Origin of the sequence: Gaiella sp., assembly GCF_035710885.1 — a bacterium.
Taxonomy (GTDB): Bacteria; Actinomycetota; Thermoleophilia; order Gaiellales; family Gaiellaceae; genus Gaiella.
This window is the reverse complement of the sequence record NZ_DASTCS010000054.1, coordinates 1-22,163: the sequence shown is the minus strand read 5'-3', so window position 1 is coordinate 22,163 and position 22,163 is coordinate 1. Positions and strand designations below refer to the sequence as shown.

General features: G+C 72.3%; 24 protein-coding genes. 4 read left to right on the top strand and 20 right to left on the bottom strand.

Annotation, left to right across the window (positions count from 1 at the left end; translation table 11 throughout):
• Position 1 precedes the first annotated feature (1 nt).
• From VFO26_RS13255 to VFO26_RS13220, 8 genes are all read right to left on the bottom strand, one after another.
• Positions 2-913, bottom strand: a complete 912-nt coding sequence (locus VFO26_RS13255) for a hypothetical protein (RefSeq protein WP_325115495.1) — start codon at positions 911-913, stop codon at positions 2-4.
• A gap of 61 nt (positions 914-974) precedes the next feature.
• Entirely contained in the window at positions 975-2,501 is a 1,527-nt protein-coding gene (locus VFO26_RS13250; protein WP_325115494.1) for a menaquinone biosynthesis decarboxylase, read from the bottom strand.
• 67 nt (positions 2,502-2,568) lie between these two features.
• On the bottom strand, positions 2,569-3,153 hold the full coding sequence (locus VFO26_RS13245; protein ID WP_325115493.1) for a class I SAM-dependent methyltransferase: 585 nt from the start codon (positions 3,151-3,153) through the stop codon (positions 2,569-2,571).
• Positions 3,154-3,208: 55 nt separating this feature from the next.
• Positions 3,209-3,376, bottom strand: a complete 168-nt coding sequence (locus VFO26_RS13240; protein ID WP_325115492.1) for a hypothetical protein — start codon at positions 3,374-3,376, stop codon at positions 3,209-3,211.
• Positions 3,377-3,386: 10 nt separating this feature from the next.
• Complete coding sequence (locus VFO26_RS13235; RefSeq protein ID WP_325115491.1) at positions 3,387-3,929, bottom strand: hypothetical protein; 543 nt, start codon at positions 3,927-3,929, stop codon at positions 3,387-3,389.
• A 79-nt stretch (positions 3,930-4,008) separates the two neighbouring features.
• Complete coding sequence (gene hemL / locus VFO26_RS13230) at positions 4,009-5,274, bottom strand: glutamate-1-semialdehyde 2,1-aminomutase (RefSeq protein WP_325115490.1); 1,266 nt, start codon at positions 5,272-5,274, stop codon at positions 4,009-4,011.
• On the bottom strand, positions 5,265-6,218 hold the full coding sequence (gene hemB / locus VFO26_RS13225) for a porphobilinogen synthase (protein ID WP_325115489.1): 954 nt from the start codon (positions 6,216-6,218) through the stop codon (positions 5,265-5,267). The genes hemL and hemB overlap by 10 nt, the downstream gene beginning before the upstream one ends.
• Positions 6,219-6,301: 83 nt before the next feature.
• On the bottom strand, positions 6,302-7,486 hold the full coding sequence (locus VFO26_RS13220; RefSeq protein ID WP_325115488.1) for an AI-2E family transporter: 1,185 nt from the start codon (positions 7,484-7,486) through the stop codon (positions 6,302-6,304).
• A gap of 158 nt (positions 7,487-7,644) precedes the next feature.
• Here VFO26_RS13220 and VFO26_RS13215 point away from each other — a divergent pair, with 158 nt between their 5' ends.
• On the top strand, positions 7,645-8,346 hold the full coding sequence (locus VFO26_RS13215) for a hypothetical protein (RefSeq protein ID WP_325115487.1): 702 nt from the start codon (positions 7,645-7,647) through the stop codon (positions 8,344-8,346).
• Between the two features lie 12 nt (positions 8,347-8,358).
• A complete protein-coding gene (locus VFO26_RS13210) occupies positions 8,359-9,147 on the top strand; it encodes a TIGR00282 family metallophosphoesterase (protein ID WP_325115486.1) in 789 nt (262 codons plus the stop codon).
• On the opposite strand, the gene VFO26_RS13205 is transcribed toward VFO26_RS13210, so the two are convergent.
• From VFO26_RS13205 to VFO26_RS13160, 10 genes are all read right to left on the bottom strand, one after another.
• Positions 9,077-10,315: a glycosyltransferase 87 family protein gene (locus VFO26_RS13205; RefSeq protein WP_325115485.1), complete on the bottom strand. Its 1,239-nt coding sequence runs from the start codon at positions 10,313-10,315 to the stop codon at positions 9,077-9,079. The genes VFO26_RS13210 and VFO26_RS13205 overlap by 71 nt on opposite strands.
• On the bottom strand, positions 10,315-12,078 hold the full coding sequence (locus VFO26_RS13200; protein WP_325115484.1) for a hypothetical protein: 1,764 nt from the start codon (positions 12,076-12,078) through the stop codon (positions 10,315-10,317). Before VFO26_RS13200 ends, VFO26_RS13205 begins: the two co-directional genes overlap by 1 nt.
• Before the next feature lie 7 nt (positions 12,079-12,085).
• Entirely contained in the window at positions 12,086-12,538 is a 453-nt protein-coding gene (locus tag VFO26_RS13195; RefSeq protein WP_325115483.1) for a GtrA family protein, read from the bottom strand.
• Positions 12,539-12,592: 54 nt separating this feature from the next.
• The gene (locus VFO26_RS13190) at positions 12,593-13,237 is read right to left on the bottom strand and encodes a protein-L-isoaspartate(D-aspartate) O-methyltransferase (RefSeq protein WP_325115482.1); all 645 of its coding nucleotides are present in this window, start codon (positions 13,235-13,237) and stop codon (positions 12,593-12,595) included.
• Positions 13,234-14,580: an alkaline phosphatase family protein gene (locus VFO26_RS13185; protein ID WP_325115481.1), complete on the bottom strand. Its 1,347-nt coding sequence runs from the start codon at positions 14,578-14,580 to the stop codon at positions 13,234-13,236. The genes VFO26_RS13190 and VFO26_RS13185 overlap by 4 nt, the downstream gene beginning before the upstream one ends.
• Positions 14,577-14,993, bottom strand: coding sequence for a hypothetical protein (locus VFO26_RS13180; RefSeq protein WP_325115480.1), 417 nt, complete (start codon positions 14,991-14,993; stop codon positions 14,577-14,579). The genes VFO26_RS13185 and VFO26_RS13180 overlap by 4 nt, the downstream gene beginning before the upstream one ends.
• Positions 14,994-15,057: 64 nt before the next feature.
• Complete coding sequence (locus VFO26_RS13175; protein WP_325115479.1) at positions 15,058-15,579, bottom strand: CHRD domain-containing protein; 522 nt, start codon at positions 15,577-15,579, stop codon at positions 15,058-15,060.
• Between the two features lie 37 nt (positions 15,580-15,616).
• On the bottom strand, positions 15,617-16,726 hold the full coding sequence (locus tag VFO26_RS13170; protein ID WP_325115478.1) for a dihydrolipoamide acetyltransferase family protein: 1,110 nt from the start codon (positions 16,724-16,726) through the stop codon (positions 15,617-15,619).
• Positions 16,727-16,780: 54 nt separating this feature from the next.
• A complete protein-coding gene (locus VFO26_RS13165) occupies positions 16,781-17,776 on the bottom strand; it encodes an alpha-ketoacid dehydrogenase subunit beta (RefSeq protein WP_325115477.1) in 996 nt (331 codons plus the stop codon).
• Positions 17,773-18,825 carry a thiamine pyrophosphate-dependent enzyme gene (locus tag VFO26_RS13160; RefSeq protein ID WP_325115476.1) on the bottom strand — a complete coding sequence of 351 codons (1,053 nt, stop codon included), beginning with the start codon at positions 18,823-18,825 and terminating at the stop codon, positions 17,773-17,775. The genes VFO26_RS13165 and VFO26_RS13160 overlap by 4 nt, the downstream gene beginning before the upstream one ends.
• Positions 18,826-18,954: 129 nt before the next feature.
• On the opposite strand from VFO26_RS13160, the gene VFO26_RS13155 reads away from it, so the two are divergent.
• The gene (locus VFO26_RS13155; RefSeq protein ID WP_325115475.1) at positions 18,955-19,713 is read left to right on the top strand and encodes a FadR/GntR family transcriptional regulator; all 759 of its coding nucleotides are present in this window, start codon (positions 18,955-18,957) and stop codon (positions 19,711-19,713) included.
• A gap of 49 nt (positions 19,714-19,762) precedes the next feature.
• On the opposite strand, the gene VFO26_RS13150 is transcribed toward VFO26_RS13155, so the two are convergent.
• Both VFO26_RS13150 and VFO26_RS13145 read right to left on the bottom strand, forming a co-directional pair.
• Complete coding sequence (locus VFO26_RS13150) at positions 19,763-20,641, bottom strand: diacylglycerol/lipid kinase family protein (protein WP_325115474.1); 879 nt, start codon at positions 20,639-20,641, stop codon at positions 19,763-19,765.
• A gap of 11 nt (positions 20,642-20,652) precedes the next feature.
• Positions 20,653-21,234: a TetR/AcrR family transcriptional regulator gene (locus tag VFO26_RS13145; protein WP_325115473.1), complete on the bottom strand. Its 582-nt coding sequence runs from the start codon at positions 21,232-21,234 to the stop codon at positions 20,653-20,655.
• Positions 21,235-21,268: 34 nt separating this feature from the next.
• Between VFO26_RS13145 and paaA the strand changes: the two genes are divergently transcribed.
• The coding region (gene paaA, locus VFO26_RS13140; protein WP_325115471.1) for a 1,2-phenylacetyl-CoA epoxidase subunit PaaA at positions 21,269-22,163 on the top strand (895 nt) is incomplete at its 3' end.

The following is a 22,163-nucleotide window of genomic DNA, read 5'->3' as shown; positions in this document are numbered from 1 at the left end:
ATCACCCCGTCGATCCCGGAGTCGGGATCGGGTAGAGCCACTTCTCGATCCCGTCGACGTGGACGCCCGGGTAGGCCCGGTAGTACTTCGTGATCCGCGCGTTCGCGCCGGTCCCCTCGACGTTGCCGACGCTGAAGACGCGTCCGAGGACCAGGTTGCCGTTCCTGATCGAGAACTCGAACCGGTCGAGCGAGCGGACCGGCGGGCCGGCACTGCGGTTCCCTTCGGAGTCGTAGAGCCCGCCGTGGCACGGGCAGCCGAAGCTCGCCGCGAGGACGGGTCGGAGCTCGACCCCGTTCACCTCCTTCGTCGCCTCCTCGTCGATCGGGCCGTTCGGTTGCACCGGGCAGCCGAGGTGGACGCAGCGGCTGAAGATCGTCGTGAAGCTCGGCGTCCCGTCCTCGGTGCGCCCGTTGTTGCGGATGAAGGCGGTCCGGCGCGAGACCTCTCCCTGGTCGGGGTTCTCGAGGTACGTCGCGATCACGAACTCGCCCTCCGGGAAGTTCGAGATCGGCCCCAGGTCGACGTCGCTCGTCTCGACCCCTTCGCCCATGAAGGAGGGCAGCACCCCGAAGCCGAGCACGGGCAGCGTCACGCCGGCGCCGATCAGCGCGCCGATGCCGACGGTCGAGAGGGAGAGGAAGGTCGCGCGGTCGACGTTCGTCCCGAGGTCCCCCTCGGTGGCTGCCGGCGCCACGTCGGGCACGCCGGCGGCCGCGGAGGTCACCGGGTGCTCGGTGAACAGGTCTCGCACCCAGAGGAAGCCGAAGATCAGCGCGATCACCGCCCCGACGATCAGCGCGGGCACGCTGACGACGAGACCGACGAGGATGCACGCGACGCCGATCGCGAACCCGATCGGCCAGAGGCTGGGGGCCGGGAGGTGCTGGGTGTCGCGCTCTTCTTCGCTCACTCGGTGGCTCCGTGCGTCCCGTGCTCCGGTCCTTGATTCAACCGCCCTGCCCTGCTGCGTGTCAACGCTCGACCGACTGCGTCGACCTGCGCCTTCCCCATCCGATCCGGCGCCCATTCTGCACGGTTCCGCGGTCGGGATGCTCGGGCAACCCGAGCTCGCCCCAGCGGGCGTCGACGCGCGCGCGCACCTCCGCCGTCATCTCGATCTCGGGCGGCCACTCCCGCGCGCCCTCGTCCGGGCCCTTCGCCGTGGCGTCGAAGCCGATCTTCCCGCCGAAGGACGGCAGCACCGCGGCGTGGTCGAGCTGGTCGATCGGGCCGTCGGCCAGGACGACGTCGCGCTTGGGGTCGACGTTGGCGCAGACGCGGAAGAAAACCTCCTCGTAGTCGTGGACGTCGACGTGCTCGTCGACGACCACCACCGCCTTGGAGAGCGAGAGCAGGCCGAGCCCCCAGACCGCATGCATCACCTTGCGCGCGTGCCCGGGAAAGCGCTTCCGGATGGAGACGATCACGCAGTTGTGGAACGCCCCGGCGGTCGGCAGGTCGTAGTCGACGATCTCGGGGACGCTCATCCGGATCGCGGGAAGGAAGATCCGCTCGGTCGCCTTCGCCAGCCATTCGTCCTCGGCGGGCGGCTTGCCGACGACGATCGAGGGGTAGATCGCGTCGCGGCGCATCGTGATCGCCGAGATCCGGAAGAGCGGGAACTCCTCCGGCGGCGTGTAGAAGCCGGTGTGGTCGCCGAACGGCCCCTCGACCCCGCTGTCGGCCACGTCGACCCATCCCTCGAGGACGATCTCCGCGTTCGCCGGCACCTCGAGGTCGACGGTCTTGCACCTGACGAGCTCCACGGCGGAGCCCTTGAGGAAGCCGGCGACCATCAGCTCCCCGACGTGCTTCGGGAGGGGCGCGCTCGCCGAGTACGCCGTGACCGGATCGAGGCCGAGGGCCACCGCGACCGGGATCCTGCCGTCGGGTGACGCGAGCAGGTCGGCGCGGCCGTCCTTGTGGATCTGCCAGTGCATGAAGGTCGACCGCCGATCCACCTTCTGCATGCGGTACATGCCCACGTTGCGCACGCCGGTCTGGCGGTCCTGGGTGATCACGGCCGGGAGGGTGATGAACGGCGCGGGGTCGAGCGGCCAGCAGCGCATGATCGGCAGCGCGTCGAGGTCGACGTCGTCGCCGAGCAGGACGATCTCCTGGCAGGCGCCCTTCGATACCGACTTCGGCGCGGAGTCCGCGATCGACTTGAGCGTCCCGAGCTTGCGAACCTTGTCCATCAGCCCCTGGGGTGGTGTCAGCTCGAGCACCGCCTCGAGCTTCCCGGCCACGTCGTCGAGCCGCTCGACGCCGAAGGCGAGGCACATTCTCCGCTCGGAGCCGAACTGGTTGATCAGGAGCGGCACCCTGGAGCCCTTGACGCTCTCGAACAGGAGTGCCGGCCCGCCCGACTTGACGACCCGGTCCGTGATCTCGGTGATCTCGAGGTCGGGGTCGACCTCGGCCTTCACGCGGGCGAGCTCGCCCTCGCGCTCGAGGAGCGAGATCCACTCGCGCAGGTCAGCGGCGGGCCTCGTCATCGACGGCAGTCTAGGGGCGAGAGCAGCGGCCTCACCGTCGAGCCCGTCACGGCGCTGTTCGCGTGGGCTAGGAGAGTCCCTCGGGCTCCGGCGCCACCTTCTGTGCGACCGTGAGGAACGACCACTCCGGCGTCACGACCTCCGACTTGACAACGCGGAGGCCGCCGACGACGCCCACGAGCCGCTCGAGACTCTCCGGCGTGAAGACATGCTTGTGGGTGGGATCCAGGAAGATCGTGTCGCCCGCTCGCTCGTCGGGCACGATCATCGCGACGACCCCCCCGGGACGCGTGACACGCGCCCACTCCTTCAGCGTCTTCACGACATCGATGTAGTGCTCGAGGTTGTGTCGTGACACGACGTAATCGAGCTCGCCGTCCGCGAACATGTGCAGGTCATCACCGGATGCCTGGATATCCGCAACGGAGACCTGCCCACGAACCACTCCGTACTCACCCTCGTCCCCCGAGGCCAGGATGTCGACGCCGATGCAGTGCGGCGCCACCTTGCGGTGACCGCAACCGACGTCCACGCCCCTTCCCACACAGTACGGCCGTAGGGCAAGAGCCTCGGGGTGGTTCACCTCGTCGACCCGCGGCGGCTTCAGCGGCCGGAGCGGCACGGCGCCGGACGGCGGTCGCGGTCCGGTCACGCGTCGCCTGAGGGCGCGAGCGAGGGAGCGTGGCCGGACCACGCGCCCAGCCCCCTTAGAGCGGCCGCTGGAGCTTCGCACGCCGGCGCTTCGCGCCGAGGTAGTGCGTCAGCTCGCCGAGCCCGATCGCCGCGAGGAACACGAGCCCGACGACCAGCATCGAGAGGACGACGTTCCGTCCCTCCTCGGCGGCGTCCGCCACGAACCAGAGCGCGGCCAGCATCGAGGCGATGCTATACGAGCCGCGCGACGTGCGCCGCGAGGGCCTCGTCGACCAGCCCGTGCCCCGCCGCGCGCCGTGCGACCTGCTCGAGAGGGCCCGCATCGCGGCGCTCGCGCAGGCTCGCGCGCGCCTCGTCGAGCCCCCCCTGACCGAGCAGAGCCGACGTCGCGGCCCAGGCGGCGCCGTCGCCGTCGAGCCCGTCGGCCCTGGCCTGGGCGCAGAGCGAGAGCAGCTCGGCGAGGTCGCCGACGGCTGCGACCGACCCGGTGGCGGCGATCCGGACGAGCCCGTGGGCGAGGAGTGCGTCGCCGAGCAGCAGCGTGACGTCGTCGTCGGGCGGGGCGAAGAGCCGGGGGCGGCCGTAGTGCAGGAGGTACCCCTCGTAGATCGTCTCGACGCCGAGCGCGAACCCGGCGTCTGCAACGAGCGTGGAGAACACGGGCTCGGCCTCGCGCCTCGCCGGGGGGAGCAGCGCGGCTGCCCACAACGGGCTCTCGCGGGTCGCCCCCTCAGCGATCGTGTGGAACAGCTCGTCGGCGACGGCGGAGCGCATTCATGCCAAGCGTACGAGTTGAGAGGCCTGGAGGCGGGCGGAAGGCGGTCGAGCTCCGGGGCCCGGCCGAGCGGGCCCGCTACGAACGGGAGCTGAAGTCCCGGACCGCCTCGACCGTCCGGTCGACGTCCTCGTCCGAGTGGGCGAGCGACGGGAACAGGCATTCGAACTGCGACGGGGGCAGGTAGACCCCCGACGCGAGGAGATGGCGGAAGAGCGCGCCGAAGCGCTCTGTGTCGCAGGCTGCCGCATCGGCGTAGCTCCGGACAGGGCCCGCCGCGCAGAAGAGCGTCAGCATCCCGCCGACGCGCTGCACCGCGCCGAACGGAGCGAGGCCTTCCTCCAGCCGGGCACCGATGCGTTCGATCTCTTCGTAGACACGACCGTCGCGGAGACGGCGCAGGACCGAGATACCGGCTGCCGTTGCGAGCGGGTTTCCCGACAGCGTGCCCGCCTGGTAGACGTCGCCGACAGGGGCGAGCCGCTCCATCACCTCGGCGCGACCGCCGAAGGCCGCGGCGGGAAGCCCGCCGCCGACGATCTTCCCCAGGATCGTGAGATCGGGCGTGACGCCGTACCGCTCCTGCGCGCCTCCGCGCGCGACCCGGAAGCCGGTCATCACCTCGTCGAAGACGAGCAGGGCCCCGGTGGCATCCGCGAGGGAGCGGAGCGCCTCCAGGAACCCGGGTGCCGGCGGGACACAGCCCATGTTGCCGGCGACGGGCTCGACCAGGATGGCCGCGAGGCCCTCGCCGTGGCGCTCGCAGGCGGCGGCCACGCCGTCCACGTCGTTGAACTCGCACACGATCGTGTCGGCGGTGACCCCGGTCGTGACGCCCGGCGTGGAAGGAATGCCGAGAGTCATCATCCCCGACCCTGCGGCGGCGAGAAGCGCGTCCACGTGGCCGTGGTAGCAGCCGGCGAACTTGATCACGCGGTCGCGCCGCACCGCCGCTCGGGCCAGCCGGAGCGCGCTCATCGAGGCCTCCGTGCCGGAGCTGACGAGCCTCACCATCTCGATGGAGGGGACGGCGTCGACGATCTCCGCCGCGAGCTCCACCTCCGCCTCGGTGGGCGCGCCGAACGTGGTGCCACGGTCGGCGGCCTCGTGGACGACGGCGAGCGTCTCGGGGTCCGCGTGCCCGAACAGCAGTGGGCCCCACGACTGCACCCAGTCCACGTAGCGGTTGCCCTCGACGTCCTCGATGTAGGCGCCCTCTCCGCGACGCATGAAGACCGGCTCCGCAAGCCCGACGCCTCGCATCGCGCGCACCGGCGAGTCGACGCCGCCCGGAAGCAGGCCGGTCGCGCGCCGCCAGAGGTCGGTGCGCTGGGTCAGAGCCACGAACCGAGGTCCTTCGCCCAGTACGTGACGATCGTCCCGGCGCCCGCGCGCTTGATCGCGGTCAGCGCCTCGAGCGCGGCTCGGCGCTCCTCGAGGTGGCCGGCGTCGGCGGCGGCGCGCACCATCGCGTACTCGCCCGACACCTGGTAGGCCCATACCGGGCAGTCGAACCGCTCGCGCACTGCGCGGATCACGTCGAGGTACGGCAGCGCCGGCTTGACCATCAGGACATCGGCGCCTTCCTCCAGGTCGAGCGTGCACTCGCGGAGCGCCTCCCGGCGGTTCGCCGGGTCCATCTGGTAGCCGCGCCGGTCACCGAACGAGGGCGCCGACTCGGCGACCTCGCGGAACGGGCCGTAGAACGCCGAGGCGTACTTGGCGGCGTACGAGACGATCGGCGTCTCGGGCAGGGCCGCGCGGATCGCGCCGACGCGGCCGTCCATCATATCGCTGGGGCAGACAGCGTCCGCGCCCGACTCGACGTGGCTGACGGCCGTCCGGGCGAGGAGCTCCAGCGTCTCGTCGTTCGCCACCGTGTCCCCCTCGAGGACGCCGCAGTGGCCGTGCTCCGTGTACTCGCAGAGGCACACGTCGGTCAGCAGCGTCAGCCCCGGAACCTCCGCACGCAGGGCACGCAGGGCGCGCTGGACGATCCCGTCGTCGTCCCACGCGCCGGACCCGTCGGCGTCCTTGACCTCGGGGATGCCGAAGAGCAGCACGGCGAGCACTCCGGCCCGGGCCAGCTCGCCGGCCTCGCGCACGAGCTCGTCGACCGACCGCTGTGCGATTCCCGGAAGCCCCTCCACGGGACGCACGACCCCCTCGCCCGGGCACGCGAAGAGCGGCATCACGACGTCGTCGAGCGAGAGCGAGGTCTCGCGCACCAGCGCGCGGAGCGTGTCGGTGCGCCGCAGCCGGCGAAGGCGCGTGGTGGGAAAGCTCACGGCGCGAAGCGTACGTCAGCGATCGTGCCAGGCACGAAGACACGTCCCGTTTGGCCATGGCTTCGTGCCTGGCACCACCGGCCTCACGGCGAGCCCGAAGCCTGCCTCGGCGGCTCGAGCTCGACGTCGACGGCAATCGGGCCCTCCGCCGCATCCTCCCACGACTCGAGGTCGATGCGCTCACCGAAGAACTCCCAGATCGCGCGACCCGCCGCCATCGTCGGCAGCGACACGAGCACGCCGGGAATGCCGTAGAGCGCACCGCCGGCGAGCAGCCCGAAGATCACCAGCAACGGGTGGAGCCGGAGAGCGCTGGCCATGACGTTCGGCACCACGACGTGACCCTCCACCTGGTAGATGAAGACGAACAGGGCCGCGACCCAGAGGAAGCCGACCGGGTCGACGACGAGCGCGTAGATCGCGGGCGGAACCGCGGAGAGCCACGGGCCGATGTACGGGATCACCTCGATGAACGCGGTCCAGAGCCCGAACAGGAGGGCGTACCGCTCGGCTCCCTCCACGAGCCCGGTCGTGCCGAGGATCCACATCCCGACCCCCGCGCTCGTGCCGATCACGACCGAGAGGATCGCCTGACCCTTCACGTAGCCCCAGAGCGCCCGCTCGATCCGTTGCGTGAGCGGCAGGCCCCCGTGCGGCGGGAAGCGGCGGTCGATCGACGACTCGAGCCGCGGCATGTCGAGGAGCATGTAGATCGAGATCACCACGACGAGCACGACCGAGAAGAGCAGGAGGATGACCGAGAGCGCGGCGTCCTGGGCGAACGAGATCGCGTCCTGGGCGTACCCGGAGATGTCGCCGGCGCCGATCGAGTCGGTGAGGTCGTTGAGCTGCTCCTCGATCTTGATCCCTTCCAGGCCGTGGTCGTCGAGCCAGCGCTGGAGCCGGTCGACGTCGACCTCCGCGCCGGTCTGACCGGTGGCTGGGCTGTCCTCGGTGAGATAGACGTCGATCCGGTCCGCGGCGGAGCGCGTCTCGGAGAACACGACGGTGCCGAGCGCGACGAGAAGGGCGACGAACGCCGTGGCGAAGACGACCGAGACGACCGCCACTGCGAGCCCGCGCGGGAGACGCAACCGCGTGAGGTCGCGGACGAGCGGGTTGAGCGTGAAGGCGATCACCGCGGCGGTCAGGAACAGGAACAGGACGTGACCGAGCGTCCGCGCGAGAAGAAACGCGAGGAGGAGCAGCACTGGCAGGCCGACGAGCTGGATCCAGCGGGGGATCCGGATCGTCGCAGGCTCCGTCACGCAGCGATCGTAGCCCTGCCGCCGACAGGCGCCGACACCGGGACGCGAACTCGGCTTCCCCGTGCGCTACCGTGGCGGCGATGGCCTCGCCGCGCTCCCGGCAAGCGGCTCGTCTCCGTGAACGCAGGCGGCGCGCACAACGGCGCGCGCGCCGCGTCGTGCTGATCTCGGTCCTCGGTGTCCTCGGGGTCGTGACGCTCCTCGTCACGGCCTTCGGCTCGAGCGGCTCGTCGGGCACGCCGACGCCGCTCGCAGTCGAGCCGGTCGCCTCGGCGGACGCCGCGGCGGTGCGGCCGAGGCCGCAGGTGCTCGCGGTGATCGGGAACCTCCGCCTCCAGCTCCCGGTCGCGGCCGCGTCGCTCACTGCGATCGGCTTCCACGGCGCGAACGACGGCTCGCTCTCGCTCCAGCCCGTCGGGCGCCAGGCCAATGCCGGCCTGCTGGAGCGCCTCTGGCGGCGGATCGCCGGCTCGAGCCGCGAGTCCCCGCGCTGGTACCAGCTCGAGGGCGGGCCGGCCGGCACGAACGTGCTCGACGTGGGGACACCGCCGGGCACGGACGTCTACGCGCCCGTGAAGGGCTCGGTGATCGCCGTCAGCGACCTCGTCGTGGGCGGGAAGCGCGTCGGCAGCCGGGTCGACCTGCGACCGTCGGAGTCTCCTTCCGTGATGGTCTCGGTGATGAACGTCCGCCCCGACCCGTCCATCGCGGTCGGGACACCGGTGCTCGCCGCGTCGTCGAAGCTCGGCACCGCCGTCGACGTCGCGGCGGTGGAGGAGCAGGCGCTCGCGGCGCACGCCTCCGACGAAGGCAACAACGTCTCGGTCTCCGTCTACCCCTCACCCGGCTCCCTCCCCTAGGCGGCCGTCACCTTGCGGATCCTCTTCGTCGGCGACGTCGTCGGGCGCCCCGGCCGCGACGCGGTGGAGGGGCTGCTCCCCGCGCTGAAGGATCGTCTGGACATCGACGCCTGCGTCGTCAACGGCGAAAACGTGGCGAACGGCGTCGGGATCACTCCACGCCTCGCCGAGCGCCTGATGGCGGCTGGCGCCGACGCGATCACGCTCGGAAACCACGCGTGGCGGCGCGAGGAGATCGGCCCCTACCTGGCCTCGTCGGCGGCCGTCGTCCGCCCGGCCAACTTCCAGTCCGCCGCTCCCGGGAGAGGCCTGGCGTTCGTCGAGGCGCGGGACGGCGCCCCCGTCGCGGTGCTCAACCTGCTCGGGTCGCTGTTCCTCGATCCCGCCCACAGCATGTGGGAGGTGGTCGACGACCTCGTCGACGAGGCCCGCGCCGTGACCCCGGTGATCGTCGTCGACGTCCACGCCGAGGCGACGAGCGAGAAGGTCGCCCTCGCGTCCTGGCTCGACGGGCGTGTGACGGCGGTGCTGGGGACCCACACCCACGTCCAGACCGCCGACGCCCGCGTCCTCCCGGGCGGAACCGCGGCCCTGACGGACGTCGGGATGACCGGCCCGCACGACTCGGTGATCGGCGTCGAGACGAAGCTCGCGATCCGCCGGATGCGGACCGGCATGCCCGTCCGCTTCGAGACCGCATCCGGCGGGGTGCGCCTCGAGGGCGCCGTCGTCACGTGCGACCCGGCGACGGGGCGGGCGAGCGCGATCGAGCTCGTGCGCGTTCCGTGGCCGGCCACGTGAGGACGGCGAGGAGCGCCAGGAGCGTCATCCCGCGCGCGAGGACGAGCCAGGAGGCGAGCGGGTCGAACTCGCGGACGAGCTCCCAGTAGCGCACCGGGAACCAGGCGGCGGTCAGCGCGCACGCGAGGACCGCGAGCCAGAGCGCGGCACGGCTCCGTGGGCCGCCCACGAGCGGGACCAGGAGCACGAGCCACACGAGGAACTGCGGCGACAGCACCTTGCTGAGGGCGACGAACGCGACCACGGCGGCCGCCGCATGGCGGGCGAGGCGCTCCGGGGTCGCCGGGCCGCGGGCGAACGAGGCCCAGACGAGCGCCACGGCGACGACCTGGCCGATCGCCAGGAGGACGGCGACGACGTCGGGCCCGGTGCCCGTGAGGTTCTGCGAGCCGCTCCCGGATGCCCACCCGAGCGAGAGCCCGAACGCATGGTGGAGCGCCAGGAGCACGCCGGAGCCGAGGCTCTCGATCTGGAGCGGACGTCCGAGCTGGCGGCCGATGGAGTCGAGCACCCCGTCCGGTGCGAGGACGGTGAAGGGCAGGTAGGCCAGCAGCGCGGGTAGGGCCGCGAGCCCGACCACGATCCCCAGCTCTCGACGTCCCCCCTTCCGCCAGGCGGTGATTGCGAGCAGCGGGACGAGAAGCGCGGGATAGAGCTTGACTGCGATCCCCAGCCCGACGATCAGCGCGCCCGCTCGCAGCCGGCCCGCGAGGAGCAGCGCCAGCGCCAGGGCCACGAGCGCGGCGGGGAGAAGGTCGAACCGGGTGAGGATCACGCCCCCGAGCAGCAACGGAAGGAGCGCGACCGTGGCGAGCACGACCCGGCGGTCGGTTCCCGTCCGTCCGAGCCCGCGCAGGCCCTCGGCGAGAAGGAGGACGCCCAGCGCCCCCAGCACCGCCATCTCCGCGGCGAACGCGACGCGATACGCCGTGAGCGAGTCGGTCACGAGCGCGGGAAGGACGAGAGCCGGCAGGGCCCCCGGGGGGTATTCGAACGCGAAGTCGCGGTACGGGACGAGCCCGCTCGCGATCCGCTCGCCGTAGGTTCGATACAGCGGGACATCGGTGATCGCGTGCCCGAGCAGCTGCCAGGCGACGGTGACGGCCGCCGCCGCCGCGACGAAGACGGCGCTCGCGAGAAGAGCGTCCCGCGGGGGCCGGAGCGTCACTACGGGGCCGGGGCCTCGGCCGGCCGGGCGCGCGGCAGCGTCAGGGCGAGGAGCACGAACGGGAGCACCCACGGAAGGTAGAGGTACGACCAGTGCGTGAGCGAGAGCTCGAAGGCGAGCAGGAGCGCGGCTGTGAGAGCGGCGAGCTCGACCGGCCCTTTCACCCGGGGCAGCACGGACGCGACCCCCGCGAGCGCGATCACGCAGACCTGGACGACCGTCTGGAGCGAGGCCAGGTCCGGGATCCCGCGCGCGTGGTACTGGCCCCAGCCCCAGATCGAGAAGGGCGAGTCGCGCCCGAGCTGGAAGCCCAGCGTCCGGTCCCAGAAGGTGCGGACGGCATCGACGAGGGACGGCTCGAGCAGGAGCACCGAGAACGCCGCGAGCGTCGCGACACCGAATCCGGCGGCGTAGCGCGCCAGCTGCCCGGGACGCAGGCCGGTGCGGTAGGTCAGCCACAGCGGCGCGAGGATCAGTGACGCGAACTTCGTGAAGGACGCCAGCGCGGTGGCGGCTCCGCGGGCGACCGGGGAGGATGCGAGCCAGAAGCCCAGGAGGAGCAGCGCGGGCATGATCGCGTCGTTCGTGTTCGACATGAGGGCATAGGCGGTGAACGGGTAGGCCGCCCAGCCGAAGGCCAGGGTCGCCGCGAGACGCGGGCCGCCGAGACGCCGGCCGATCAGCGCGAGCGCCGCGAGCGCCAGCAGGTCGAACGCGATCGAGGTCGCGTGGGCGGCCGGAAGCTCGTCCCAGCGGCCGCTCCAGCCGAGCGCGAGCACGGCCGGCACGTAGGCGAGATAGGCGACCGGGCCGTACGTGTCGCCGCGCGGGTTCGCCGACTCGCAGCGACCGTTCGACTGGATCCGCTCCCGGGCCTCCCCGTCCGCTCCCGCAGGCCCGCAGACGGTGAGGCCGTCCGTGACGGGCATCGCCCCGTAGGGCGCGCGGCCGTCGAGGACCCGGTCGGCGCCGATCACCCCGGCGTAGCCGACGTCGATCACGGTCCTGCCGTGGTCGATGTTCAAGCCCACGCGGAAGCCGACGAGGAAGAGGGTCACGGCAGCGAGGACCCACACGGGCCAGCGGGAGCGCAGCGGCACGGGCCTGGCGCCGGGCCGGAAGCCGATCCACGCCGTTCGCGCGAGCAGGTACACGAGCGGGGGGACTGCGAGCGCGGCGCTCTGGAACACCTCGCCGCGGTTGAAGAAGACGAGCGAGACGCCGAACGAGAGCAGCGCCAGCAGGTCGAGCGTGCGCACGGTCAGCGGCCGACGCAGGTCGATCAGCCCGACCAGGAACACCGCGGAGAGCGCGAGCCAGACCTCCCATGACGTGAGGAGCTTCCCGCCGAATGCTCCAGGACGGCCGCGGGCCATCCTCCAGGCGACCTGAGGCCCCGTCCATGCCTCGGTGACCCTGCCGTCGGCGTCTGCAACGACTCCCCTCGCCACCTCGCCCGCCTCGCCCGACCAGACGTGCACCGTCCACGTCCGCGTCTTTCGGTCGAACGACCCGTCGGTCACCGGATCGGCCGGGTAGCGCTCGAGCCAGCGCGCGACCTTCGGATACGCGAGGACGGCGCCCACCGCTCCCTTCTCGGTCAGCCCGGGTCTCGCGTCGTCCGGCGCGAGCGGGGTCTCGATCGGCCGGGCGCCGTCGGGCGTGCTCGCCGCCCGAGCCACCGCCGTCCCGCCGGCGACGAGAGCGACCAGGGTCGCGGCGAGCGCAGCGGCGCGAATCGGAGCTCGTGTCGGGCCCGGCACCGGCGGCTCAGCCGCGGTGGCGGAACGACCACAGCTTGTTGCCGATGAAGTTGACCGGCGTGACGAGCATGATCGCGAGCGCCTGCGCCACGACCTCGCCGAGCCCGGCCTGGACGAGCAGGTAGAGCACGAGGAGGTTCGCGGCGAGCGCGCTCGTCGAGACGACGAGGAACCGGAGCCCCTGGAAGACGACGTGCCCGCGCTGACCTCGGAATGTCCAGACGCGGTTCCACGTGTAGTTGTTCGTGACGGCGACGAGGAACGAGCCGACGGCGGCGGGCACGTAGTGGAGGCCGACGATCTCGAGGAGGAGGGTGTAGACCGCGAGGTTGACGACGTAGCCGGTCGCCCCGACGACGCAGAACTTGACGAGCTGCTCCCAGTTCGCCCTGCGTCGGAGGGCGGCATCGACCCTCCCGCGAGGCAGGTCGCGCCCCGTCGTGACCGTTCCGTCGTCCATCACGCCGGGCGAGCGTAGCGGTCGCTCCGGCGCGGAAGGCCCCCGAGCGGCCTCTCAGCCCTCGACGAGCGGGACGAAGCGGCAGGCGAGCGAGGCAGTCTCCTCCGGCCCCTCCGGGGTCCGCACGACCCGCACGAGCCGCTGGCCGCCGCGCCCGCCCCGGGGCAGCACCATCCGCCCGCCCTCCGTGAGCTGCTCGTAGAGGGCCGGCGGGACGTGATCGGTCGCGGCCGCCACAGAGATCGCGTCGAACGGTGCCCGGTCGGGTGCGCCGAGGCTCCCGTCGGCGATGCGCACCTCGACCCCGTCGTGACCCGTGCGGTCGAGAGCGAGCCGGGCGCGCTCGGCGAGCACCGGGATACGCTCCAGCGAGAGGACGCTCCGGGCCAGCTCGTCGAGCACGGCTGCGGCGTACCCCGACCCGGTGCCCACGTCGAGGACGTGCTCGGTGCCGTCGAGCTCGAGCAGCTCGCACATCGCTGCCACGATGAACGGCTGGGAAATCGTCTGGCTCTCGCCGATGGGCAGAGCCGCGTCCTCGTACGCGACGTCGGCGAGCTCCGGGGGGACGAACTCCTCGCGTGGGACGCGGCCCATCGCCGCGAGCACGCCCTCGTCGGAGATCCCGCGCCGGCGGAGCTGGTGCTCGACCATCCGGGCCCGGCGCCGCTCCAGCTCGCCGACCGGGATCCCGCTCATGCAGCGGTTCGTACCGCGTACGTGGGAGCCTGGACACCGAAGTGCGCGAGCACGGCGGGGGCGACGTCGACGACGCTGCCGAGCACGGCGCCCTGCAAGCCGACGGTCATCACGGGAACGAGCGAGTCGCCCGCGACGAGCGAGCCGTGCGAGCCCCCGCCGAGGTGGTGTCGCCCACCGAGATCCTCGAACTCCCAGCCCTCGGAGGCCGAGACGACGACGTCTCCCGCGTTCGGGCAGCGGAGCGCCGCAGTGGCGCGTGTGATCGCGTCCGGCTGGTCGAGGATCGCAGCGTCGCCGCTCGAACGCGTGCCCGCGGACGCGTCCTCGAGGCGGAGCTCGACGCCTTCCCGGCGAGCTACGGTCGCACCCTCCTCGCGGAACAGCACCACGCCCGCCGACGGCTCGCCGTCCAGGCGCTCGGCCAGCGCCCGCGCCCTCGGCGCGCTCGGGCCGAGCCGGTAGACGTGCGCGGCGCGGTTCGACGCCGCGACGAGGGTCTCCGGCTCGTGCCGGAAGCGGTCGCCGAGCCGTGCGATCTCCGTGACCAGGGTCTGGCCATGGTCCGAGAGCACGATCACCGCGTAGCGCTCGAGGAACGCGTCGAGCCCTCCCGCTGCCCGCACGAGGTCTCCGACGGCGGCGTCGCAGCGCGCGAGCACCGCCGAGGAGGCGTCCGGGCCCTCGGCGTGCGAGGCGTAGTCGTAGTCGGAGAGGTAGAAGAGGAGGAAGTCGAATCCGTCGCGCGTCACGAGCCAGCGCCCGACCGCGGCCGCGTATGCGTCGATCGATCCCGCCGCGCGGTTGCGGAACGAGAGCGGCGCGCCCGTGCGCTCGCTCTGGAAGAGGTTGTAGAAGAAGAATCGCTCCGGGCCGAGCACCGGGACGAGGAACGGAACGGTCGGCCGGTGCCGGGTCCTCCCCCTGTACGCGGTGAAGTTGACCGCCGCCGTGCGCACGCCCGCGTCCGCGAGCGCCTCGAACACCGTCACGGCATCCTTCCCGAGGTGCTCGGAGTTCATGCCGACGAGCGTGTCACGGAGGGTCCGTCCCAACCCGGCGGCTCGCGCCGCCCCGAACGACGAGCCGTACTCGACGAGCCGGCGCTCGCCGCGGTGCCACCACACGAGGTGGGGGATCTCGTGGACGTCGGGGTGGGCTCCGGTGGCGATCGAGGAGAGGCAGACCGGCGTGAGGGACGGGAACGTCGTGGTCGCGCGGCCGAGCGTCCCCCGGTCGGCGAGGGCGGTCAGGGTCGGGGTCGAGGAGTCGCCGAGCGAGCCCTCGAGCATGGTCGGCGTGAGGCCGTCGATGACGACGAGGACGAGCTTGCGCGGCGTCACTTGGCGAGCGTGCGGAGCCCGGCGTGCCGGTCCGGCTCTTGCCGCGCCCGGCGGGCCGCGAGGACGGGCAGGGCCACGGCGAGCACGTAGCCGACGAGGGGGATCAACGCGAGCAGCGCCACCGCGATCGAGGCGCTCCCCACGAGGAAGGCCGTGCCGCCGGGCGTCGCGCCGCGGCGAAGCGCCCCGCGGGCGATCACCGACGCGGAGACGGCGCCCACGAGCGCACCGACGAGCGCGCCCGGGAGCCCGATCCAGCCCTTGACGAGGAGCCCCGCCAGCACGCCCACGGCGAGCGCCCCTGCGACCGAGGTGAGGAGCCCGTACCGCCAGCCGGCGAGCAGGCCGGCGAGGAGCAGGCCGGCGGCGACGCCCAGCCCGACCGTGATCCCGATCTCGTACCAGTCGCCCACGGCCGGATTGTACGGGGCGGCGGTAGCCGCCCCGTACTCCGCCGAGGGGCCCCTTCAGCCCGTGCTACCTGATGTCCGCCCGGATCTCTCCGCCCGGGAAGTCCCCTGCGCCCGTGTCGACGCCATCGACACCGTCGTTCGTGTGGAGGTTGACGTAGGCGTTGCCGGTGCTCATCGCCTCGACCAGGTCGGACAGCGGATGCCCGGCCAGCGGCCCGACGAGGTTGGCCGCCGTGATCGTCCCGGTGGCGAGGACGCCGTCTGTGCGGCCCGCGCCGAACGGGCCTGGCGCAACGGCGGTCGACGGGTACAGCCAGACCACGATCGGGCCGTTCACGCCCGGGGCCTGCTGGTGGATGTGCGCCATGAACACGTTCTCGATGTTCGACGCGATCAGCTTGTAGTCGAGCGAGCTTCCGTCCTTCGAGAGGTGGAAGATCGCCTGGCCCTGGCCTTGCGTGTCGCGTGCAGGAACCTCCTGTGATCCGTTCGCGTGCACGCTCCAGTTCCGGTTGATGCCCGCGGCGGCGACGGTCACGCCGACGAGGCCGAGCACGAACAGACCGAGGAGCAGCCTCCCTCTCATCGTTCTCCCCTTCGTGAGACGACGGATTCGTCCGGTACTACGCGCCGACGCGGCCTGCGGATTGCAGCTTGTCGATCACGTCGAGGCAGAATGCGGCCGCGCGTACGCCGTCCACGACCCTGTGGTCGAAGCTCACCGAGACGTTGCCGACGGTCCGGACGACAACCTGACCGTCGCGGACGACCGGGCGCTCGGAGACGCGGTGCAGCCCGAGGATGGCGACCTCTGGATGGTTGACGAGCGGCGTCACGAAGAGCCCGCCCAGCTTCCCGGCGCTGGTGACGGTAAACGTCGAGTCGCGGAGCTCGTGGGCGGCGAGCGTCCCTGCGCGCGCGCCGTCGGCGAGGCGTGCCGCCTCCGAGGCGATCTCGTCCACGGTGAGACGCTCGCAGGAGCGGACGACCGGGACGACGAGGCCGTCCTCCGTCTGGACCGCGACGCCCACGTCGACGCGTTCCAGGAGCACGATCTCGTCACCTTCCAGCCGTGCGTTGAGCTCGGGGAACCGGGCGAGCGCGCCTGCGGCCGCGTGGATCGCGAGCGGAACGAGGCGCGCGAGGTCGACACCCGAGAAGTCGCACTCCTCGACGAACGTGACGGCGGGAACCTCCCGGTGCGTGCGCGTGACCTGCTCCACGATCGCGCGACGGATGCCGCGCACCGGCACACGCCGGCCGGCCGACTCGCCGGCCGCCGCGCGAACGTCCGCCTCCACGATCCGGCCCCCGGGGCCGCTGCCCGGCAGCCCGACCAGCTCGACGCCGAGCTGCTTGGCGAGCTGACGGACGGCGGGCGTGGCCCTCACAGCAGCCGTGGGGTCGGTGGGAACCACTGCGACGAGCGGCTCTGCGCCGCCTTCGCTCCCCGCGCGCCGCTCGCCCGGCTCGACGGCACGCAGCAGCTGCTCGCCCGCGTCGCCGATCACCACGAGCACCGCCCCGACCGGCGCGATCTCGCCCTCCTCGACGAGGATCTTCAGCACCGTCCCGGCGCGGGGCGACGGGATCTCGACGGTCGTCTTGTCCGTCTGCACCTCGACGAACGGCTGATCCTCGTCGACGTGGTCACCCTCGGAGACCAGCCAGCGCGCGATCTCCGCCTCGGTGAGGCCCTCGCCCAGGTCGGGCAGCTTGAACTCGTAGGCCACGGCGGCGCAGGATACTCAGCCCTGCCGGCGGCGGCCGCCGGGCGGCCCGACTCGTCAGAATGCCAGCACGCGGCGCACTGCGTCCGTGACGCGCTCGACCGACGGCATGTACCAGTCCTCGAGCTGCCAGTACGGGTACGGCACGTCGTAGCCGGTGACCCGGAGCACGGGGCCGTGGAGGTCGAGGATCGCCTGCTCGGCGAGCAACGCCGCGACCTCGGAGGCGAAGCCGCAGGTGCGGGGAGCCTCCTGGACCACGACGCAGCGCCCCGTTCGGCGCACCGACGCGAGCAACGACTCCTCGTCCAGCGGCTTGAGGGTGCGGAGGTCCAGCACCTCGGCCGAGACCGCGCCGGCGAGCGCCTCGGCGGCCCGCTCGCAGACAGGGACCATCGCGCCCCAGGCGACGAGCGTCACGTCGGTGCCTGCGCGCGCCACGCGCGCCCGACCGAGCTGGGAGAGGTGCTCCCCCTGCGGCACCGCGCCGCGGGCGGTGCGGTAGACGAGCTTGGGCTCGAGCACGACGACCGGGTCCGGGTCGCGGATCGCGGCCGCGAGGAGGCCCTTCGCGTCGGCCGGGGTGGACGGCACGGCCACCTTCACGCCGGGGGTGTGCACGTAGTACGTCTCGGGCGAGTCGTCGTGCAGCTCGGGCGCCCGCACGCCGCCGCCGTAGGGCATGCGGACGACGATCGGGAATCCCATCTTCCCCCCGGTCCGCCAGCGGTAGCGCCCGACGTGCGTGATCAGCTGGTCGAGGCACGGGTACGAGAAGGCGTCGTACTGCATCTCCACGACCGGTCGCCAGCCTGCCATGCAGAGGCCCACGGCGGCGCCGAGGATGCCCGCCTCGGAGAGCGGCGTGTCGATGCAGCGGTCGGGGCCGAAGCGGTCGCGCAGGCCGGCGGTCGCCCGGAACACGCCGCCGAGGCGGCCCACGTCCTCGCCCAGCACGAGCACCGAGTCGTCCCGGGCCAGCTCGACGTGGAGGGCGTCGTTGACCGCCTCGACCAGGAGGAGCTCGCGCGTGGCCACGGCAGTGGCACTCACCCGTGTACCCGCCGGAGCTCGTCGAGGTCCCGCGCGTGGGAGGGCGGCGGTTCGGCGAAGGCGTGGGAGAAGATGAGCTCCGGGTCGCCCGCCGGCTCGTCCTCGGCCTGCTGGATCCCGGCGCGCATCGTCGCGAGCGCCTCTGCGCGGACCGCACCGGCCCGTTCCTCGTCGAGCAGTCCCAGACGGGTCAGGTAGGCCTCGAAGAGCGTGATGCAGTCCCGCTCCTGCTCGGCGGCGACGCGATCCGGATCGATGTAGATGCTCGGGTCGTCGGCCGTGGCGTGCGGCGCCGACCGGTAGGTCACCGCCTCGACGAAGGTGGGGCCGTCACCCGCACGGGCCCGCGCGACCCCTTCTCGCACCGCCTCGAAGACGGCGAGGACGTCGTGCCCGTCCACGCGGGTCCCCGGCATCCCGTAGCCGATCGCCTTGTCCGCGAGCCGCGCGGCCGCGGTCTGCGCGCTCAGCGGCGTCGAGATCGCCCACTGGTTGTTGTTGCAGACGAGGACGAGCGGCGCGCGTACGACCCCTGCCAGGTTCGCCCCTTCGTGGAACGCGCCCTCGGAGGTCGCCCCGTCGCCGAAGAGGACCGCGGCCACCGCGTCCGACCCCTTGAGCGCGAGACCCCAGGCGAGACCCGCGGCGTGAGGGACCTGCGTGGCGATCGGGACGCAGATGGAGGCGACGTTCACGTCCGCCGGGTTCCACCACCCCGACGGGTGGCCGCGCCACCACTGCAGGATGGTCGCGGCCGGGAGGCCGCGAAGGAGGCCGATCGCCGAGTCGCGGTAGCTTGGGAAGATCCAGTCGCGCCGCTCGAGCGCGTGGACGAGACCCGCCTGGATCGCCTCGTGCCCCCGGAAGATGGCGTACGTGCCGATCCTGCCCTGGCTGTGGTAGACGACCGAGCGCTCGTCGTACGTGCGGAGCAGGACGAGCGAGCGGTGGAGCGCGAGCAGGGCGTCGTCGTCGAGCGCGTGAAGCCTTCGATCGGGCTCGCCGTCCACTCCGATCACCCGCCGCAGGCCCTGCTCCACGACACTCATCACCCGGAAGTGAAACAACGTTTCCCTTTTGGCGCAAATCCGCCGCGGCGCGGGCGGGGCGTCGGGCGGCGTCAGATTCCGGCGGCGCCCACCACCCGCATCCACGCGAACCCTGCGAGACTGCCGCCCATGCCGCCTCCGAGCCCCTTCGACGTGGAGCCGGTCCGCGCGACGCGGACGTTCGAGGCCGCGATCGAGCATCTCACCGAGGCGATCGAGCGGGCCGGATTGCGCACGGGCGACCGCCTACCGAACGAGGGCACGCTCGCCGAGCAGCTCGGCATCTCGAAGCCGACCCTGCGTCAGGCGTTGCGGGTGCTCGAGCTGTCAGGGCTCGTCCAGGTGCGCCGGGGGAAGTCCGGCGGCATCTTCGTCGCGACAGACCTCGTCCCCTCCGTCGCGATCTTCACCGCCGTGAAGCTCGAGGAGGCCGCGGCGGTCGACGTCCTGCGGGCGCGCCGCGTGCTCGAGCGGGCGGTCGTCCACGAGGCGATGCGCGCCGCGTCCGCCGCCGACCTCGTCGAGCTCGAGCGGACGGTCGATCTGCTCGAGCGCCATCTCGGCGAGCGGCCGAGCGTGATGCGGGCCGACGCTATGTTCCACCGCGCGCTCGTCAGGAGCTGCCGCAACGAGACGATCCGGGCCGCGATGCGCGGGGTCGGCCGCGGGCTGGCCCCGATCAGGGACGCCTATTCCGGAGGCGTGGCCTACGACCGCCAGACGCTCGACGTGCACCGCCGCCAGATCGCCGCCATGCGGCAGCGTGACGAGGATGCGCTGGAGAAGGTGCTCGACGAGCACTTCCGCATGCTCGAGACACAGTTCGCGAAGGGGATCGGCAGACGCTGGTCGGACCTCTTCGGCCCTCGGGCCCGCCGCAACACCTGACGACGCAGTCGCCGCATGTCGGGCTGCGCGAGGGCCCGGATGCTGGTCGCTACCGACCGGGAACCAGAGCCGTGACCGCGTGGGGCTCGGTCTCGAACGCCGCATGCTCCACGTCACCCAGGTCCTCGCCGTCGACCTGGAGTGGCATCGGCGCGTCGCAGCGGATGACGATCCGCTCGACGTCGTGGAGAACGGTCAGACCGGGTCGTGGCCGGGCGCCGCGGGACATCTCCAGGAGGAGCCGAGGCAGGTTCCGCGCCCGCAGCGAGGTGGGAGCCACGAGGTCGAGCCCGAGGTCGAACGACGCTCCGCTGGCGACCCGCACCGGGACCCGGCCCGCGTACGTGTAGGGGTCGCAGTTCGCGACGAGCGCGAACGCGGCCCGGCCGGCGCCTTCGATCTCGAGTGCGTCCGGGAAGGACCCGCGCCGCGCCGTGACGAGGCCGATTGCCGTCCGTACGAAGGCGAGGTCTCCCGGGCGGCGCCCGTCGGCACGTCGGCCCTTCGCGTCGATGCGGCGAACGAGCTCGGCGTCGAATCCGATGCCGGCGTTGAACGAGAAGCGGCGACCGTTCACGCGCCCGAGCCCGATCCGGCGGGTGGCACCTCGCGCCGCCACGCGCGCCGCGACGACGGGATCGCGCCCGAGCCCGAGGGCGCGCGGCAGCACGCTCGTCCCTCCTCCGGGCAGGAACCCGAGCGGGATCGTGCCCGCCACTCCGTTCAGCACCTCGTTGTACGTCCCGTCGCCGGAGAGCACGTAGATCGCCTCGACCGACGGCTCGCGCTCGCGCGCGATCGTGGTCGCCTCGCCCGGCCCGCCCGTGCGGACGACCTCGAGGTCGTCGGGCAGCTCCCCGACGACCCGCGCCACGAGCTCCTCCGAGACTCCGCTGGCCTGTGGGTTGACGATGAGCAGCGCGCCCACGAGCCGACAGCCTATGCGGGGCGCGTCGCGTACCCCCGCACGCCGTCGAGCAGGATCACGAAGAAGCGGTCGGCGAGCGCGTCCGTGTCGGCCCCGGGGCGGATCCAGGTGTACGCCCAGTTCGCCGCGGAGAGGACGAGCAGGACAGCCGCCGGCACGTCGAGGTCGGAGCGCAGCGCGCCGCGCTCGGCGGCTTCGCGCAGGAGGTCGCCCCAGCGCTCCTCGTAGCGACGGCGCTCGGCACGGAACGCCGTCCGCTCGGGCTCCTCGAGGAACCGCCACTCGCGGGTGAACACGGTCGCCGCGTCGACCTGGGCCGCGACGACCGCCAGGTGCCCGCGCAGCGCCCGGCGGATCCGCTCGAGGGGTGCCTCGTCGTCCTCGGGAACCGCGTCGAGCGCCCCGTGGAAGGCCACCGCTCCTTCCCGCGTGACGAGGACGAGGAGCTCCTGCTTGGAGCCGGTGAGCGAGTAGAGCGAGCCTTTCTGGACGCCCATCGCCTCGGCCAGGTCGGCCATGGACGTGCCGTGATAGCCGCGCTCCGCGAACAGCCGCGCGGCGACGGAGACCAGCTCCTCGCGCCTGGTGGCCATTCGGACGATGCTACCGTTCGGTAGCATCGTGGGTGTGGACGCCCGCACCGAGCAGTTCCTGGCGCACGTCTCCTCCGGCGGCCTCGTGGAGACCGGCGACTGGATGCCGGACGAGTACCGCAAGCGCCTGACGAAGTTCGTCGAGATGCACGCGAACTCGGAGCTGATGGGCGTCCTTCCGGAGCGGGACTGGATCCTGCGCGCGCCGACGCTGCAGCGGAAGCTCGCCCTCACCGCGAAGGTGCAGGACGAGGTCGGCCACGCGCAGCTCATCTACCGCGTCGTCGAGGACCTCGGGAAGCCGCGCGAGCAGTGCCTCGAGGACCTTGTCGCCGGTCGCGCCAAGTTCCACAACGTCTTCCACTACACGACGAAGACCTGGGGCGACGTCGGCGTGATCGCGTGGCTCGTGGACGCAGCCGCGATCATCTCGCAGAAGGCGCTCCTCAAGTGCTCGTACGCTCCGTACGCGCGGATCATGAAGAAGATCTGCTGGGAGGAGTCGTTTCACATCCTCCACGGGCGCGACGTCGTCCTGACGATGATGAACGGCACCGACGAGCAGCGCGAGCTCGTGCAGGAGGCGCTCGACCGCTGGTGGGGGCCGCTCATGCACTTCCACGGGAACCCGATCCCGGCTGAGGACGACCCGATGCTGGTCTGGCGGATCAAGTCGCAGGGCAACGAGGAGGCGCGGCAGCAGTTCCTCGACGGCTACGTCCCGCAGATCTGGGAGCTCGGGCTGACGGTGCCCGACCCGAAGCTGGGGAAGGACGAGGAGACCGGCGTCTGGGCCTACACGGAGCCGGACTGGGACGAGCTCAAGCACGTGGTCACCGGCCACGGGCCGAAAACGGCCGAGCGGCTCGAGTTCCGGCGCATGTCGCGCGACGAGACCGCCTGGGTGCGCGACGTCGTGCTCGCGATGA